Source organism: Streptomyces sp. NPDC088910 (assembly GCF_044749865.1).
Classification (GTDB): domain Bacteria; phylum Actinomycetota; class Actinomycetes; order Streptomycetales; family Streptomycetaceae; genus Actinacidiphila.
Genome location: NZ_JBIVIV010000001.1, coordinates 745,739 through 761,717, shown reverse-complemented (window position 1 = coordinate 761,717; position 15,979 = coordinate 745,739). Strand labels below are relative to the sequence as shown.

The 15,979-nt window shown below is 72.7% G+C and carries 11 protein-coding genes and 1 tRNA gene; 6 read left to right on the top strand and 6 right to left on the bottom strand.

The features are described 5' to 3' along the window. Positions 1 to 112 precede the first annotated feature (112 nt). The 3 genes from ACIP4Z_RS03210 (at position 113) to ACIP4Z_RS03200 (ending at position 4,506) form a co-directional block, all read left to right on the top strand. A complete protein-coding gene (locus tag ACIP4Z_RS03210; protein ID WP_401304677.1) occupies positions 113 to 2,365 on the top strand; it encodes an Ig-like domain repeat protein in 2,253 nt (750 codons plus the stop codon). 241 nt (positions 2,366 to 2,606) lie between these two features. Then, positions 2,607 to 3,605 (top strand): sortase, encoded by a 999-nt coding sequence (locus tag ACIP4Z_RS03205; protein ID WP_401304674.1) that lies wholly within the window; start codon positions 2,607 to 2,609, stop codon positions 3,603 to 3,605. Positions 3,606 to 3,714: 109 nt separating this feature from the next. Further along, a complete protein-coding gene (locus ACIP4Z_RS03200; protein ID WP_391047183.1) occupies positions 3,715 to 4,506 on the top strand; it encodes an ATP-binding cassette domain-containing protein in 792 nt (263 codons plus the stop codon). A gap of 166 nt (positions 4,507 to 4,672) precedes the next feature. Here the strand turns inward: ACIP4Z_RS03200 and ACIP4Z_RS03195 are convergent, their stop codons facing one another. From ACIP4Z_RS03195 to ACIP4Z_RS03185, 3 genes are all read right to left on the bottom strand, one after another. After that, positions 4,673 to 6,130 carry an aldehyde dehydrogenase family protein gene (locus ACIP4Z_RS03195; RefSeq protein ID WP_391160441.1) on the bottom strand — a complete coding sequence of 486 codons (1,458 nt, stop codon included), beginning with the start codon at positions 6,128 to 6,130 and terminating at the stop codon, positions 4,673 to 4,675. Between the two features lie 41 nt (positions 6,131 to 6,171). Further along, positions 6,172 to 7,551, bottom strand: coding sequence for an MFS transporter (locus ACIP4Z_RS03190; protein ID WP_401304671.1), 1,380 nt, complete (start codon positions 7,549 to 7,551; stop codon positions 6,172 to 6,174). A gap of 192 nt (positions 7,552 to 7,743) precedes the next feature. After that, a complete protein-coding gene (locus tag ACIP4Z_RS03185; protein WP_401304668.1) occupies positions 7,744 to 8,568 on the bottom strand; it encodes a nuclear transport factor 2 family protein in 825 nt (274 codons plus the stop codon). A 130-nt stretch (positions 8,569 to 8,698) separates the two neighbouring features. Between ACIP4Z_RS03185 and ACIP4Z_RS03180 the strand changes: the two genes are divergently transcribed. Then, positions 8,699 to 10,888 carry an ATP-binding protein gene (locus ACIP4Z_RS03180; RefSeq protein WP_401304666.1) on the top strand — a complete coding sequence of 730 codons (2,190 nt, stop codon included), beginning with the start codon at positions 8,699 to 8,701 and terminating at the stop codon, positions 10,886 to 10,888. Between the two features lie 128 nt (positions 10,889 to 11,016). On the opposite strand, the gene ACIP4Z_RS03175 is transcribed toward ACIP4Z_RS03180, so the two are convergent. Beyond that, positions 11,017 to 11,922, bottom strand: coding sequence for an NADP-dependent oxidoreductase (locus tag ACIP4Z_RS03175; RefSeq protein WP_401304663.1), 906 nt, complete (start codon positions 11,920 to 11,922; stop codon positions 11,017 to 11,019). A gap of 220 nt (positions 11,923 to 12,142) precedes the next feature. Continuing rightward, positions 12,143 to 12,673 (bottom strand): TetR/AcrR family transcriptional regulator, encoded by a 531-nt coding sequence (locus ACIP4Z_RS03170; RefSeq protein ID WP_401304661.1) that lies wholly within the window; start codon positions 12,671 to 12,673, stop codon positions 12,143 to 12,145. Between the two features lie 105 nt (positions 12,674 to 12,778). On the opposite strand from ACIP4Z_RS03170, the gene ACIP4Z_RS03165 reads away from it, so the two are divergent. Beyond that, positions 12,779 to 13,516, top strand: a complete 738-nt coding sequence (locus tag ACIP4Z_RS03165) for an SDR family NAD(P)-dependent oxidoreductase (RefSeq protein WP_401304658.1) — start codon at positions 12,779 to 12,781, stop codon at positions 13,514 to 13,516. A gap of 255 nt (positions 13,517 to 13,771) precedes the next feature. Here ACIP4Z_RS03165 and ACIP4Z_RS03160 read toward each other — a convergent pair. Then, a tRNA-Arg gene (locus tag ACIP4Z_RS03160) sits at positions 13,772 to 13,844 on the bottom strand. A gap of 339 nt (positions 13,845 to 14,183) precedes the next feature. On the opposite strand from ACIP4Z_RS03160, the gene ACIP4Z_RS03155 reads away from it, so the two are divergent. After that, positions 14,184 to 15,869: a dynamin family protein gene (locus tag ACIP4Z_RS03155; protein WP_391160611.1), complete on the top strand. Its 1,686-nt coding sequence runs from the start codon at positions 14,184 to 14,186 to the stop codon at positions 15,867 to 15,869. Positions 15,870 to 15,979: the final 110 nt, after the last annotated feature.

Below are 15,979 nucleotides of genomic sequence, written 5' to 3'. Positions count from 1 at the left end.
CCCGAGTCTCAGTCGGGGCGAACGACGGGCTCCACCCTGCCAGACCGGCCATCCGGCTCCGGCGGGTCCCCACCCGTCACGCAGTACGAGTCCCCGATCAGGAGACAGAGATATGCGCACCAAGCGCCCCATCGCCACGATCGCGGCGGTCATGACCGCGGCCATCGCGGCCGGTACCCTCACGGTCGCCGCACCGGCCTTCGCCGACCCCGCGCCCGGCACCTTCGGCACGTACGTGGGCGTCGGCTCCGACACGACGCAGGACGTGCTGAACGCGCTGGCCGGCACGGCGCTGCCGGACGTGGCGTCGTACGACGCCACGGGCTCGGCCACCATCAAGACCCGTGCGAACGGCGTGACCTTCACCCGTCCGAACGGCTCGGGCGCGGGACAGAAGGCGCTCAGCGCCTCGCTGATCGGGGACACCGACCCGGGCGGCACCGTGAACATCGCGGGCCAGGTGGACTTCGCGCGCTCCTCCGGCGCCCCCTCCACCGCGGGCACCACCCTCACGTACATCCCGTTCGGCCGGGACGCGGTCGGTTACGTCGCCAAGGGCGACTTCCTGAAGAACCTGACGCGCACCCAGCTCAACGAGATCTACTCCGGCACGGTCACCACGGTCGCGGGCCACCCCGTGCGGCCGTTCATCCCGCAGTCGAGCTCCGGCACGCGGAAGTTCTTCCTGAGCGCCATCGGCGTCGTCAACCTCGGCAGCAACGTCAAGGGCACCGACGACAACGGCAAGACGGTCGAGGAGAACCAGGCCAACGGCGTCATCCTCAAGGACGGCGACCTCGTCCCCTTCTCCGCCGCGAGCTGGATCGCGCAGAACAACCACACCGCCCCCGACCGCAGCACCGCCGCCGCGCAGAACGGCGCCTTCATCGGCGCCCTCGACCTCGGCGCGGGCACCCCGGTCAGCCCCGTGGTCAAGGGCGCGGACGACAAGCTGTCCCCGTTCGGCGGCTACTACGACGATCCGACCTTCGGCCGCGACGTCTACAACGTGGTGCCCACCCGCGCCATCGACACCTCCAGCGCCTTCTTCGACAAGGGCCTGTACGACACCTTCGTGAGCGCCGGCGCGCACAAGGCGGCCATCGCGTCCGACGTGGCCGAGAAGACCATCGCCGCGTTCGGCTTCCAGAACGAGCCCTACAACGGCAGCATCGACACCTCCGTCCGCGGCCACGCCAAGGCGGGCGGCCTGGAGACCAACAGCTCCTCGCTGATCAAGCCCGCCGCGGTCGGCGCGCTGGCCGCCACCGCCCCGGCCCCGCGCCAGCTCACGCTGAGCTGGACCGCGCCCGCCGACCCGGCGCTGCCGGTCACCGACTACCGCGTGCGGATCACCGACAGCGCGGGCGACGTCGCCTTCAGCACCGACCTCAAGGCCCCGGCCACCTCGGTGACCGCGACCCTGGCCCCCGGCGCGTACACCGCCGAGGTCTACGCCTCCAACCTGGTCGGCGACGGCCCGAGCGTGACGGTGGCCGGCACGGTCAGCGAGGTCCCGAAGGGCGCCTCGAAGATCACCCCCGCCGTCTCCCCGGCGAGCGTCCCGTACGGCACCGCCGCCAAGCTCGCCGTCACCGTCAGCGGCCCGTCCGCCGCCACCGGCAAGGTCACCGTCAAGGACGGCGCGGCCACCCTCGGCACGCTGACCCTGGACGCGGCGGGGAAGGCGTCGCTGACGCTCCCCAAGACCCTCGCGGTCGGCGCCCACACCCTGTCCCTGTCCTACGCCGGTGACAGCAGGCTCAACGCCTCCGCCGCCACCGCCAAGGTCACCGTGACCAAGGCCGCCGCCCGCGTCGCCGTCGGCGTCTCCCCGGCGAAGCCGGCCTACGGCACCTCCGGCCGGCTCTCCGTCGCCGTGACCGGCCCGGCCACCGCCACCGGCAAGGTCGTCGTCAAGGACGGCAAGACCACGCTCGGCACGGTCGGCCTGGACAAGACCGGCCGCGCGTGGCTGACGCTGCCCAGGACGCTGAAGGTCGGCACGCACACCCTGTCCCTGTCCTACGGCGGTGACAGCCGCCTCAACACCGCCGCCGCCACCTACAAGGTCACGGTCGTCAAGGCCGCGCCGCGCATCGCGACGAAGGCCCCGGCCGGCGTCAAGACCTCGGCCCGCGGCAAGGTGACCGTCGCCGTCACCGCCAACGGCGTCACCCCCACCGGCTTCGTCCGGATCTACGACGGCAAGAAGGTCGTCGGCACCGCCACCCTGAAGAACGGCAAGGCCGTCGTCACGCTGGCCAAGCTCACCAAGAAGGGCAAGCACGTCCTGACGCTGCGGTACTCGGGTTCGGCCACCGTGAACACCGGCAGCAAGTCGTTCGCCGTCACCGCGAAGTGACCCCGGCTCCCGCCCCGGCGGACGGCACCCGTCCGCCGGGGCGGGAGACCCGCGCACGGGTCGCCGCCGACCGCTTTCGGTATCGCCGGGTGCGCCCTGTCGCGTGAACCGCCGTGACCCCATGGACCTTTCGCCCCGCACACCACCGTCCAGCCCCGCACGCTCCCATCCGCTGCGCACGCCACCATCCAGCCCCGTACACCCCCATCCAGCCCTGGACATCCCGAGGAGGCAGGCCGCCGTGACGGTCACCGACCAGACTCCGCCGCGGGCGGCGCGTTCCGCCGAGGCACCGGCCGAGACGCCCGAGGAGGTGACGCGGGCCGAGGCGCCCGGCGGCGCGCCCGCCGAGGAGCCCGCCGCGGTCGCCGCCCCGGCCCCCCGGCCCCGGCGGCCCGCCGCCCGTCAGCTCGCCGCAGGCGCGCTGCTCGCGCTCGCCGTGCTGCTGCTCGGCCTGGCCGCCAACCTCGTCGTACTCAGCGGCGTGCAGCACAGGTCCGCGCAGCAGGACCGGTTCGACGCGCTGCGCGCCAGCCTCGCCGAAGGCACCGTGCCGGTCGGCCAGACCGACGAGCGCGGCCGGCTGCTCGCGCCCGGCACACCGCTCGCGCTGCTGGAGATCCCCCGGCTGCACCTGCGCGAGGTGGTGGCGGAGGGCACCTCGGCCGACGTGCTCACCGGCGGCGTCGGCCACCGCCGCGACACCCCGCTGCCCGGCCAGTCCGGCAGCAGCGTGCTGATGGGCAGGGCGGCGGCGTACGGCGGACCGTTCGGCGCGCTCGACCGTCTGCGGCCGGGCGACACCTTCACCGTCACCACAGGACAGGGCCGCCACCGGTTCCGGGTGCTCGACGCCCGCCGCGCGGGCGACCCGGCCCCGGCGCAGCCCGCCGCGGGAGGCGGCCGGCTGGTGCTGGTCACCGCCGACGGCCCCGCGTATCTGCCCAGCGGCGTGCTGCGCGTGGACGCCGACCTGGTGTCGAAGACCGCCGACACCCCCGACGCCGTCATCCGGCCCGGCTCCCTCCCGGCCGACGAGCAGCCGATGGGCACCTCCACCAGCGAGCTGTGGAAGCTGGTGATGTGGCTCCAGGCGCTGCTCGCGGCGTCCGTCGCGGCCGTGTGGGCCTGGCACCGCTGGGGCCGCCACCAGACGTGGATCGTCTTCCTGCCGCTGACCGCCGTCGTCGGCTTCCAGGTCGCCGACCAGGTCACCGGCCTGCTCCCCAACCTCCTCTGACCCGCCCACCGTCCGCCCCGTACTGCCCGAGGTGCCCGCCGTGACCGACATCGCCACCCCCGAAGAGACCACCGTCGCCCTGCCCGCGACCGTCCCGCCCGAGACCGCCGTGCCGCGCGGACCGGGCGCCGCCACCCTGGACGCGCGGGGCATCTCCGCCTGGTTCGGCACGCACAAGGTCCTCGACCGCGTCTCGCTGACCATGCCCGCCGGCCGCGTGACCGCCCTGATCGGCCCGTCCGGCTGCGGAAAGTCCACCTTCCTGCGGACCCTGAACCGGATGCACGAGATGATCCCCGGCGCCGCCATGGGCGGCGAGGTCCTGCTCGACGGCGACGACATCTACGCGGCGGGCCGCCCGCTCACCGAGGCCCGGCGGCACATCGGCATGGTGTTCCAGAAGCCGAACCCGTTCCCCGCCATGAGCATCTACGACAACGTGCTGGCCGGACTGCGGCTGACCGGCACCCGCGCCTCGCGGCAGACCAAGGACCTGCTGGTCGAGGAGTGCCTGTCGCGCGCGGGCCTGTGGAAGGAGGTCAGGGACCGGCTGCGGCAGCCCGGCGGCGCCCTGTCCGGCGGCCAGCAGCAACGGCTGTGCATCGCCCGCTCGCTGGCGATCCGCCCCCGCGTGCTCCTCATGGACGAGCCCTGCTCCGCCCTCGACCCGACGTCCACGCGCCGCGTCGAGGAGACCATCAGGGAACTGGCCGACGAGGTCACCGTCGTCATCGTCACCCACAACATGCAGCAGGCCGCCCGCGTCTCCCAGAACACCGCCTTCTTCCTCGCCGAACAGGGCACTCCCGGCGGCATCGTCGAACACGGCCCCACCGAGGCGATGTTCGCCAACCCCCAGGACACCCGCACCGCCGACTACGTCAACGGCCGCTTCGGCTGACCTACCGCGCCGCCCTCGTCGTCACACGCGTCCCGGACCGGATGTTCGCCGCCGTCCCGACGGGCCTGACGCGGTCGCGGGTGACGTGCGCGACCGAACAGCCGCAGTCGCCGGGCGTGCCGACGCCGGTCCGCCCAGCCGCGGGGCAGGTGGGCGGACCCACGCGTCACGACACGGGGACGTAGACGACCTTGTTCTCGACGAACTCCTTCAGCCCCTCGATCCCGAACTCCGCACCGATACCGGATTCCTTGATCCCGCCGAAGGGCACGTCGGGAAAGCCCCCGACGTGGGTGTTGATCCACACGGTGCCGCTGTCGAGCCTCGCGGCGACCTCGGCCGCGGCCTCGATGTCCGGTCCCCAGACGGAGTTGCCGAGCCCGTAGCCGGTGTCGTTGGCCCGGGCCACCGCCTCGTCGAGATCGGCGTAGCGCAGAAGCGCGCGCACCGGGCCGAAGGTCTCGTCCCGCACCAGGGGGCTGTCATCGCTGATGTCGCGGACCACGGTCGGCGGGACGAAGTAGCCGGGACGCGGGTCCACCGCCCCGCCGGCGATGACCGTGCCGTCCTTGTGGGCCAGTTCGAGATATTCCTTGACCCGCTCGAACTGGGCGGCGTTCTGCACGGGACCGAACGCGGGATCGGCCTCGGGGTCGAGGCTGTGACGCAGCTCCTTGGACGTCGCGAGCTCCGCGAAGATCTCGGCGAACCGCTCGTACATCGCGTCGGGGACGAAGATCCGCTTGATGCCCACGCACAGTTGCCCGGCATAGGAGAACGTCCAGGTGAAGATCTCGGGTGCCACCTTCTCCACGTCGGAGTCGGGCATGATGATCGCCGAGTCGTTTCCGCCGAGCTCCAGCACCACTCGTTTGATCGTCGTGGCCGAGGCTTCCAGGACCTTGCGCCCGGCCGCCGTCGAGCCCGTGAACGACACCATGCCGACGTCCGGGTGGTTGGCCAGCGCGGGGCCGACGCTCTTGTCGGGGCTGTTGTCGCCGAGGATGTTCACGACACCCGCAGGCACGATCTCCCGCAGCAACTCGCCCAGGTACAGGGCGTGCAGAGGCGAGGTCGGCGCGGTCTTGAGGACGGCCGTGTTGCCCGCGAGGATGGCCGGCACGACCTTGTACAGGCTCTGGAAGAGCGGCATGTTCCACGGGACGATCGCGGCGACGACACCGATCGGCTGGTAGTGGCGCTCCACCCTCCATTGCGCGTCCGAGTGCACCACGTCGGGCGAGAGGTCGAGTTCGGCGAAGTGACGGACCCACCTGAGCGTCCAGTCCAGATCCAGCTCTCGCAGCATCGGCAGGGGCTTGCCCAGTTCGAGCGCCAGGATGCGCAAGAATTCGTCGTAGTGCTCCTCGACCGCGTCGGCGATCCTCCGTACGACCTCGGCGCGTTCGGCGAACGGCGTCGCGCGCCAGGCCGGGAAGGCGGTCTTCGCGGCCTTGACCGCGAGCTCGAGCTGGTCCTCGTCGGCGGCCGCGGCGGTGGCGATCACCTCCCCGTTCCCGGGGTCGATGATCTGCGAGGCGGCGGCTCCGGGCACCAGCTCGCCGTCGATCAGGTGGGCGAACGTGTGGTGAAGGAGGTTCGTCTCGTTCGAAGGGAAAAGCATCGTTGCTCCTTCTCTGATGGATGTTGCGGTTCCTCGCGGGGTCACGACGTCTCGCTCGGCTCAAGGCGGGACGAAGGCTGCTTGCCGGTGTCCCCGGAGCGCAGCCGGAGCCCGACCGCGGCGACACCGGTCAGGAGAACGGCCGCGATGGACAGGGACGCGGCCAGGGAGCCGGTGGCCTTCCAAGCGGCGCTGACGAGCGCGAAACCCACCGCGTTGGCCACCTGCGTGGTGGTGAGCAGGACACCCGACGCGGCGCCCTCGTCCCCTTCCCGTACGCGGGCGAGTACGGAGGCGATGATCGCCGGGTAGGCGAAGCCCATCCCCGCGCCGAAGCCCGCCGTCATCAGCGCGATGACGACCGCTCCCGCTCCGGCAAGTGCGGCGCAGATCGCGGCGACGAGGCTGGCGAACATGACCAGTGAGCCCCACAGCATCGCCGGGGGACCGGTGGGGGCACCGGGCCGACGGGCCGCGAGAGTCGTCGCCATGTACGCCACGCCGAGCGGAAGGTACGCCAGCCCCGCTCCGAGCGCGCCGATCCCGAGCCCCTCCTGCAGGTACAAGGTCATTCCCAGCAAAGTCGCGCTGTTGCCCACGTAGAACGCCACGGTGGCGACGAGCCCGAGCCGGATCGACCTCTGTCGCAGGAGCTGCCTCGACAGCAGCGGAGCGGCGGCCCGGCGCTCAACTCCGGGCATCGCCGTCGCGATCACGGCACCCGCGCCGAGCAGCACCCACGCGATCCAGGGCCAGCCGTGGTCGGGCCCGAGGCCGAGGCCCAGCAGCAACGGGATCAATGCGCCGGCCAGTACGCCGCCGCCGAGCACGTCGACCGGCACCGGCTCGGGCGCGCGCGTCTCCGGGATCGCCCTGGTGACGAGAAGCAGCGCGGCAAGGCCGATCGGCACATTGATCGCGAAGAGCGCACGCCAGCCCACGCCGGCGATGTCGACGGCCAGCAGCCCGCCGCCGATCAGCTGACCGAGCGTCGCGGCAGCGCCGAGCACCGTCGTATAGGCCAGCACCGCGCGGCGACGCGGCTCGCCCTCGTACACCGCCTGGATCGTGGCGAGCACCTGGGCCAGCATCACCGCGGCCGCGAAGCCTTGAAACGCGCGCATGGCGACGAGCACCAGGAGGCTGGGAGCGAGTGCGCAGCCCAGGGAGAAGAGCGTGAAGGCCGCCATCCCGATGCCGAACATCAGGCGCCGGCCGAACCGGTCTCCCAGCCGCCCGCCGATCACCAGCGCGGCTCCGTAGGTCACGACGTAGATCGAGAGAACGAGCTGCGTGTCGGCAATCGAGGCTTTCAGGTCCTCGGCGATCGACGGAACACCGACGATCACGATGAAAGAGTCCAGGAATCCCATGAAGGTTCCGGTCAACAAGACCGGCAGGGCCAACCGATGAGATGTCATGTTTGGCCTTCGCTTTCCGTCCTGAGACTGGCGATCGCGCCTTCTCGGGCACGTGAGATCCCGCCACCTGGCCATCGGACCCCGCGGATCACGAACCACCGAGGAACGGCAGGTCGGCGGGGTGATCCGCGGGTCCGATGTCCGCTGTGACGACGTCGCCGTCGAGACTGAGTCGCGGGTCTCGGATTACGGCTACGACGCGACGTCGCGCGCGGGTGGGACGACCGCGGCCAGGCGGGTCAACGACCCCTCGAGCTCGTCGGCGGAGACCATCGGCAGGCGGGGCACCACTGCCGGGTCGGTGACCGCCGTCCAGTCGTACGTCTGGGTCACCTCGGTGTGGCCCTCGCCGGTCGGGGCGAGCTTCCAGGTGAAGCGGTGACCTTGCGGGCGCTGCCCCGGGTGGCCGGGCGCCCAGGCGATGACACGGTCCTCGGTGAAGGCCACGACGTGGTTCTCGGTCCGGTAGTCACCGAGCTCGCTGTGCATGGCCATGACGAAAGTGTCACCGACGGCGTCCACCGGGCGGGAGGTTTCGGCGTGCCTGAGGCGGCCGGTGGCGTCGAATTCGACGTGGCGCCGGGGGTCGCGCAGCACCGCGAAGATCTGTTCGGCCGGGGCGTGCAGCACGCGGGAGACGGTGGTGTGGGTCGGACCGCCGTCCGTGGTGACCGGGTCCGGGTAGAACCGGGCCCATGCGATCCGTCCGTCGCGGACGGTGAGGATTACCGGGCCGCGCAGTACGACCGTCGCCCCGGTCGGGGCGGTGCCCCGCATCTCCCATTCCGACCACGATTCGTCGCCGTTCTGCGCATGGCGCAGGACCTCGGCCCGTATGTCGGGCAAGCCGGCCAGGATCTTCGTCCAGTTCGCGGCGACCTGGTCGGAGCCGACGAATCCCTCGGCCGGTCGCAGCGGTCGTTCGGCCACGTAGTCGTCGGTGAAGCAGTCGGCGATCCGCTCCGGCACGTGGGAGTTGATCGCTTCGCGTAGTGCGTGGAGGGCCTGGGGGAGCATGCGGCGATCTCCTAGTTCTGGTTCGCTCTGTCACCGTCGAGCATGGAGGTCCGGGGTGCCGCCGGGCGACCTGACACCGCCCGGACACTGCCCGGACGGCGTCCCGGCCCTGACAGGCATAATCGAAGTCATGAACGACTGGCCGGGGCCGAAGACGACCAGCTTCGCGGCCATGCTGCGCGGCCTGCGGGAAGCCCGGTCGCTGACCCAGCAGGAGCTGGCCTCCGCCGCGGGACTCTCCGTCGAGGCGGTCAGCGCGTTGGAACGGGGGCGGCGGACCCGGCCCCAGCCGCACACGGTGCGGTCGCTGGCCTCGGCGCTCCAGCTCCGCGAAGCGGACCGCATGGCGCTGCTGGCCATCCTGGGCCGGGCCGGGGACGGGACGTCCGAAATGCCGGCCCGCACGTTGACACCCCGCCCGCCCTCACCCCCGGCCGTCCCGGTGATCGGGCGGGACGGCGAGGTCGCCGAGATCGTCGCCGCCCTGCGCACCGCGCCGGGCCGGCTGGTGACGCTCACCGGCCCCGGCGGGGTGGGCAAGACCACCGTCGCGCTGGCGGCCGCGGACGCGGTCGCCGCGGACCATCCGGGGGCCGTGTACTTCGCGGACCTGACCGACGTCACCGACCCGGACGACGCCATCGCCGCCGTGTCCCGCTCCGCGGGCTCCCACAGCGACACGGTGACCGGCCTCGCCGCGCACCTCACCGGCACGTCGGCTCTGCTCGTCCTCGACAACCTGGAGCGCGTCACGGCCTGCGGCCCGCAGCTGGCCGAGCTGCTGACGGCATCCCACGACGCGGTGATCCTGGCCACCAGCCGCGTCCCGCTGCGGGTGCGGCGGGAACGTGAGGTGCGCATCGCTCCCCTCGGCCCGGCCGCAGCCGTCCGGCTCTTCGGCGAGCGGCTCACCGCCGCCGGCGCGCCGCCGACCGGGAGCGGGGACGACGCCGCCGTCGCGCTGCTGTGCCGACGGGCCGACGGGCTGCCGCTGGCCATCGAGCTCCTGGCTGCCGCCGCCGCCCGACTCGGACCACGGGAACTGCTCAAGCGGGCCGATCAGCTGGCGGATCTGCCCGTGGCCGGCCCGCGGGACCTGCCGGCGCGGCAACGCACCATGGCGGCCACCGTCGAGTGGAGCTGCCGGATGCTCGGCCCCGCGGCCCGGCGACTGCTTCCCCGGCTCGCCATGGTCCCGGGCAGCTTCTCCCTCGACATCGTCGAGGCGGTCGCCGCGCCGGATGCGTCGGACGCGGTGGGCGCGCTCGCCGAGTTGGTCGAGCACTCCCTGGTCACCCGCGGCGCCGACGCGGGACCGGTCGCGCGGTTCCGGCTGCTGGAACCGGTCCGCCGGTACGTGTTCGAGGCACTCGGGCCGAACGACCGCTACCACATCCGTCGGAGCGTGGCCCAATGGGCCTTGCGGGCAGCGCGCGAACAGGGTGCGCGAATCCGTGGCCGCGGCGACTTGACGGCCGTCGTGGAGGTTGAGGCGGATCGCCATGTGCTGCGGCTCGGCTTCGATCACCTCGTCGATTCCCGTCGGCACGACGACGCCGCCGAACTGCTGTGGTCGGTGTGGCTGCCGCTGTGGATGACCGGGCACACCCACGAGGGCCTCGACTGGGCCGACCGCTTGCGTGAGCACGACCTGAGCGAGCGGGGCCGGGCCCGCTGGCTGGTGGCGCGTGCCGGGTTCCACCGCGTCGCCGCGGACCTGTTCGCCACCGCGGAGCGGGCGATGCGGCTGGCCGAGCGGATCGACGACACCTCGCTGGCCGCGGAAGCGGCGATCTTCGCGGCGGCGGCGGCGCTGCGTCTGGAGGACTTCGACGCTTCGGTGTCTTTGCTGGCCAGGGCGGAGGCCCACGTCAAAGCGCGCCTCGACGTCGAACGCGACGTGTGGGCGGCTGTGCACGTGCTCATCGGCCGCGGGGACGGCGCGCTGCTGCGCGGTGACCGGTCCGCGGCGGCGCGGCACTGGCGCGCCGCCGCGGCCACGGCGCGGGAGCTGGGCAGCGAGTTCTCGGTGGCCGCGGTCCTCGCGGAGTGCGCGCAGGCGGCCCGCGGCGAAGGGCGCCTGACCGACGCGGCCTCGATGCTCGCCGTCGCCAGCGAGCTGGGCCCCCAACAGGACGGGTACCGGGCGCGCCTGGCGGGCGTGGCCGCGGCCGTGGCGGCGGACCTCGATGACCTGGCGTCAGCGCGGTGGTGGGAGGACGCGGCGGGGCCGGACGCACCCCTGCGGGACACCGATGAGCTGGGCGAGCGGTTCCGGGAGCTCGTCCGGCGCGCCGACACCGTCTCGGGCCGGGACTGAGCTGAGCCGTCCGCCCGTACCGGCGGTGTCCGGTCGGTGTCCGGAGGTTCCCGCGAGGGGGGCGGCGGGATTCGAGACCGTCGACGGCGCCGGGGAGCCGCGCCCCCTCGGACCGCGTACGGCCGACGTCAGATGAGGATCACGATCTTTCCCCGCACATGTCCGCGTTCGGAGAGGGCATGGGCCCGCGCGATCTCCTCCAGCGGGAAGGTCCGTTCGACGCGCGGTGCGTACCGGCCCTGCGCGCCGAGCGCGGCCGCTTCGGCGAGAAGCGTGGAATCGTTCACCGCGTTGGCCATACGGACCCCCAGACGTTCTGCGTTCGCGTAGTCGGCGACCGTCAGCACGCGGGCGGGGTCGCCGACGATCTCGATGAGGTCGGGGAGGGAGCCGGAGGCGGCGGCGTCGAGTACGAGGTCGACCCCGTTCGGGGCCAGGTCGGCGAGACGTTCCGACAGGCCGGCACCGTAGGTGGTGGGAAGGGCCCCGAGTGAGGTGAGGAAGGCGTGGTTGCGCTCACTGGCGGTTCCAATCACGGTGGCTCCGAGGGCGACCGCGATCTCGACCGCCGCGCCGCCGACGCCTCCGGCGGCGCCCTCGACGAGCAGGGTGCGCCCCGCGAGCGGGCCGAGCGCCTTGAGCCCGCTCAGCGCCGTCACGGACACCAGACCCGCCCCGGCCGCCTGCTCGTCGGTCCACGCGGCGGGCGCGGGCGCCCACGCCGAGAGCACGGCCAGCTCCGCCGTCGCCCCCGTGACTCCGCCCAGCCCGAAGACGCGGTCGCCCACGTTCACTCCGGTGACGCCCTCCCCGATCATGTCCACCAGGCCCACGGCGTCGCGGCCAGGTATCGCGGGCAGGTCCACTGGGAGTACGTCGCGCACCTCCCCGCTGCGCACTTTCCAGTCGACGGGGTTGACGCTGGCCGCCACGACGGCGACGCGGATCTCTCCGGGACCCGGCAGCGGGTCCTGGACCTTCTCGACCGTGAGGGTCTCCGTACCGCCGTACTCGTGGTACCGGGCTGCGCGCATGATGTCCTGCCTTGTTCGTCCCGACGGCTTGGTGTGCCTTGACATCGACCAGGCTAAAACCTGACATCAGTGTCAGAGGCAAGTCGGGCAGTCAGGGGGGCAGAGGACGCGTAGGCCCGCGGTGTGTAGCCACGGACGGTGACCAGACCCTTGACGACCTCGTCTCCGGTGATCTCCGGGTAGGCGTCCGGCCGGGCGACAGAAAGCCAGGGTCCGCGAGTCAGGACCGCGCGGCGGCGTTCTCGCCGAGGTCCAGGTGGTCCGGGCGATGCGGCAGCGTACGGGCGCCGGTGGTACGGAGCCCGTCGAGGGCGAGTTCGAGGTAGCGGCGCCACGCCTGGGGCTGTGCGGCCAGCAGGGGCGCCGCCGTCTGATGGATGCCCGCGAGGAGCAGCACGATGTCCGTTCCCGTGACGTCCCCGCGGACGGTGCCCTGCTCCTGCGCCCTGGCCGTGAGCACGTCGGCCGCGTCGCGGAGGCGGCCGATCCCGTCCCGCACCCCGGCGTGATCCAGCGAGGGGCGTCCGATCACTTCACAGAAGGCGCGGTCGGCGGCCAGCGCCCCGACGCCGTCGGCCATGAACTCCGCCAGTGCCAGCGCCGCGTCGTCCGCGTCGGCGAGGCGCTCCGCCGTGCCGGTCAGCCGGTCGAGAAGTCGCAGCATGATGGCCGCGAGCAGGTCCTCCTTCGAGGCGAAGTGCCGGAACACGGTGCCTTTGGCGAGGCCGGCACGCTGGGCGATCTCGCCCATCGGCGGTCACCTTCTGTCGGGCCGGCCGCGCCGTCGCCATGACGCCTCGCGGATCACCGCCGCTTCATCACGCGCCGTCTTCGCGGCGCACCACCGGAGGAAGACATGAACAGCACCCTTGACGGCAGGACCGCACTGGTCACCGGCGCCTCCTCGGGCATCGGCCGGGCCACCGCGCTCGCCCTGTCGAAGGCGGGCGCCCGGGTGGCTGTCGGAGCGCGCTGGGCGGACCGTCTGACGTCGCTCGCGCAGGAGGCGCCGGGTGAACTCCTGGTCCTGGAGCTCGACGTCACCGACCGTCAGTCCGTACGGGACGCGGTCGCGGCCACCGTCGACCGCTTCGGCGCCCTCGACGCCCTCGTGAGCAACGCGGGCGTCATGCTCAACGGACCGATCCTGAACGCGGACACCGCCGAGTGGCGCCGCATGGTCGACACCAACCTGCTCGGATCGATGTACACCGCCCATGCCGCCCTGCCCCACCTGCTGGAAAGCAGGGGCGCCGTCGTCCAGATCTCCTCGACCTCCGGGCGCACCGCGTCGGCGGGCGGCGGTGTGTACGCCGCCACCAAGTTCGGCGTCACCGCCTTCGCCGAGTCGTTGCGGCAGGAAGTCACCGCCCAGGGCGTACGGGTGATCGTCGTCGAACCCGGAATGGTCGCGACCGAACTGCTCACCCACATCACCGACCCCGCCCTGCGGGACTACGCCAAGACCTATGCCGAATCGATGCGGACGCTCAACGCCGAGGACATCGCCGACGCCGTCCTGTACGCGCTCACCCAGCCCGACCACGTCGCGGTCAACGAGATCCTGATCCGACCGACCGATCAGACCCGCTGATTCGGACGAGGGGTTGAGCCCGGTGTCCTCGCCGGTCGGCGGCCGCGTGGCGTGGCTGGCGAGTTCGAGGGCGAGGCGGGCAAGCATGCGGGACGGCCGGCCGTAGATGGCCGGATCCAGCCAGCATCAACCGGACTTCCCGGACATGAGGGCGGTGGCACACCGCCTGCCGCGTCACCGGTTCGACGGAAGTGCTGAAAGGGCCGACCTGCGGAAATACCCTGGGACGGGCCGAAGGGTCCGTTCGGATAGGAGTGCCCCCGGCAGGACTCGAACCTGCGGCCAAGCGCTTAGAAGGCGCCTGCTCTATCCACTGAGCTACGGGGGCCGGACAGTGGCCGCGGCTGTCTCCGCCCCTGGGTGGTTCCGTGACCTTGTACCGAGGTCAAGGATAGGGCGCTACATGCCTGCCGCCGGTTGCTTCACCCGCGTGACACGTTGTGGAGGTTCGGTGAAGTGGTCCGATAATCGCAGGCATGTGCAGAACGTGCATCGCTTTTGACGCCTCGGATCGCTGCTGTTGTGCACTCGTTATGCCGATGGCTCATTCTGCCCCATCGACACCATGGGCCGCCCCATTTCATGTAGTGCGGGCCGAATGGGGTGATTTACCCGAAATACGCTTCAAAAATGCTCCAATATGGGGCATTCTGCGGGTGTGGCGATCTTGGACGTACGGCCCGAGCTGCTCGACGCGCTGTCCGCGCTGCGCGACCGCGTCGACGCCGCACGCTTCCCCTTCCCACTGCGCGGAGCCGCCCGCGCCCGGCGTACCCGACAGGAGTTGCTCGCCCAGCTCGACGACTACCTGGTGCCCCGGCTGAAGGCGCCCGAGGCCCCTCTGCTGGCCGTCGTGGGCGGTTCGACGGGCGCGGGCAAGTCGACCCTCGTCAACTCCCTTGTCGGCCGCCGCGTCAGCGAATCCGGGGTGCTCCGGCCGACCACCCGCACCCCGGTGCTGGTCTGCCACCCCGAGGACCGCGCCTGGTTCGCGGACCCGCGCGTCCTGCCGGGCCTCAACAGGGCCTGGGCGGTGCGCCAACGGGTGGGCCCGGGCGGCGCGGCCGGGGGCGGCAGGCCGGGCCGGGGCGACAGCGGCGACCGGAACGACGACCGGCGCGGCCGGGGCGACCGTACCGACCGCGGCGAATCCGGGGGCGCCGAACTGCGTCTGGAGACCGACGACAGCCTGCCCCGCGGCCTCGCGCTCCTCGACGCCCCCGACATCGACTCCCTCGTCACCCGCAACAGGGAACTGGCCGCCGAGCTGATCTGCGCCGCCGACATCTGGGTCCTGGTCACCACCGCCTCCCGCTACGCCGACGCCCTGCCCTGGCATCTGCTGCGCACCGCCAAGGAGTACGACGTCACGCTCGCCACCGTCCTCGACCGCGTCCCGCACCAGATCGCGGACGACGTCGGCAGGCACTACGCGGCGCTGCTCGGCAAGGCGGGCCTGGGCGACGTACCCCGCTTCACCGTCCCCGAACTGCCCGAATCCGCGGGCGGCGGCGGCCTGTTGCCGCAGACCGCGGTGGCCGCGCTGCGGGAATGGCTCGCGCACTGCGCCCAGGACCCGGCCGCCCGCCAGCACGCCGCCCAGCGCACCGCCGTCGGCGTACTGGACTCCCTGCGCGGGCGGTTGCCCGCCCTCGCCTCCGCCTCCGCCGCCCAGCACGCCGCCGCCGTACGCCTGGCGCGCGGCGCGGAGGACGCGTACGAACAGGCCGGGGAGCGGATCGACACCGCGATCGGCGCGGGCGTCCCGCTGGCCGGTGAGGCCCTCGCGCACTGGCAGGGCTACCCCGCGTGCGGCCCCGACGCCCTCCAGCACGCGCTCGCCGAGGAGTTCGCGGCCCTGCTGCGGACCGAGACCGACGCCGCCGACGAACGCGTCGTCGCCAACTGGCAGCGCGACCGCGCCGGATCGGCGCTGCTCGGCGAGCCCTCCGCGCGGCCCGACCGCGACCGCGTCGCCGTCGCCGCCCGGATCGACAAGGGCGTACGCCGCTGGCGCCGCGGCCTGACCGAACTGTCCTACGCGCAGGCGCGGGCCGCCCGCGACGCCGACCGGCCGCCCGTCGACCCCGAGGACGTGGCCGCGCTGCTGGCGACCGCGCTGCTCGGCGGCAAGCGCGGGAGCGCCGCGGGTGAGCGCCTGGCCGAGACCGTCGGCGTACAGGCCGCGCTGCGGCTGCGCGACACCGCGCGCGACCGGCTGGACGACGCCGTCGCAGGGCTGCTGCGCGCCGAGCGGGACCGGCGGCTGGCCCCGGTCGACGGCTACGACGTGACCGCGCGGCAGCAGTCGTCGCTGATCGCGGCGCTGTCCGTACTCCAGAGGGAAAGGTGACCACGGTGGCCACGACGACCGGCAGTTCGGCACGATCGGCGGCGAGCGGGTCCGCGGACGCGGCGGGGGACGGGCCGGGACGTGTCCCGGGCCCGTCGTCCTCCGCGCCG

Bases quoted from the DNA above. Each gene is read 5' to 3' on its own strand.
- ACIP4Z_RS03195 (WP_391160441.1), bottom strand. From the start codon at position 6,130: ATGCTTTTCCCTTCGAACGAGACGAACCTCCTTCACCACACGTTCGCC.
- ACIP4Z_RS03175 (WP_401304663.1), bottom strand. From the start codon at position 11,922: ATGCGCGCAGCCCGGTACCACGAGTACGGCGGTACGGAGACCCTCACG.
- ACIP4Z_RS03180 (WP_401304666.1), top strand. From the start codon at position 8,699: ATGAACGACTGGCCGGGGCCGAAGACGACCAGCTTCGCGGCCATGCTG.
- ACIP4Z_RS03210 (WP_401304677.1), top strand. From the start codon at position 113: ATGCGCACCAAGCGCCCCATCGCCACGATCGCGGCGGTCATGACCGCG.
- ACIP4Z_RS03165 (WP_401304658.1), top strand. From the start codon at position 12,779: ATGAACAGCACCCTTGACGGCAGGACCGCACTGGTCACCGGCGCCTCC.
- ACIP4Z_RS03190 (WP_401304671.1), bottom strand. From the start codon at position 7,551: ATGACATCTCATCGGTTGGCCCTGCCGGTCTTGTTGACCGGAACCTTC.
- ACIP4Z_RS03185 (WP_401304668.1), bottom strand. From the start codon at position 8,568: ATGCTCCCCCAGGCCCTCCACGCACTACGCGAAGCGATCAACTCCCAC.
- ACIP4Z_RS03170 (WP_401304661.1), bottom strand. From the start codon at position 12,673: ATGGGCGAGATCGCCCAGCGTGCCGGCCTCGCCAAAGGCACCGTGTTC.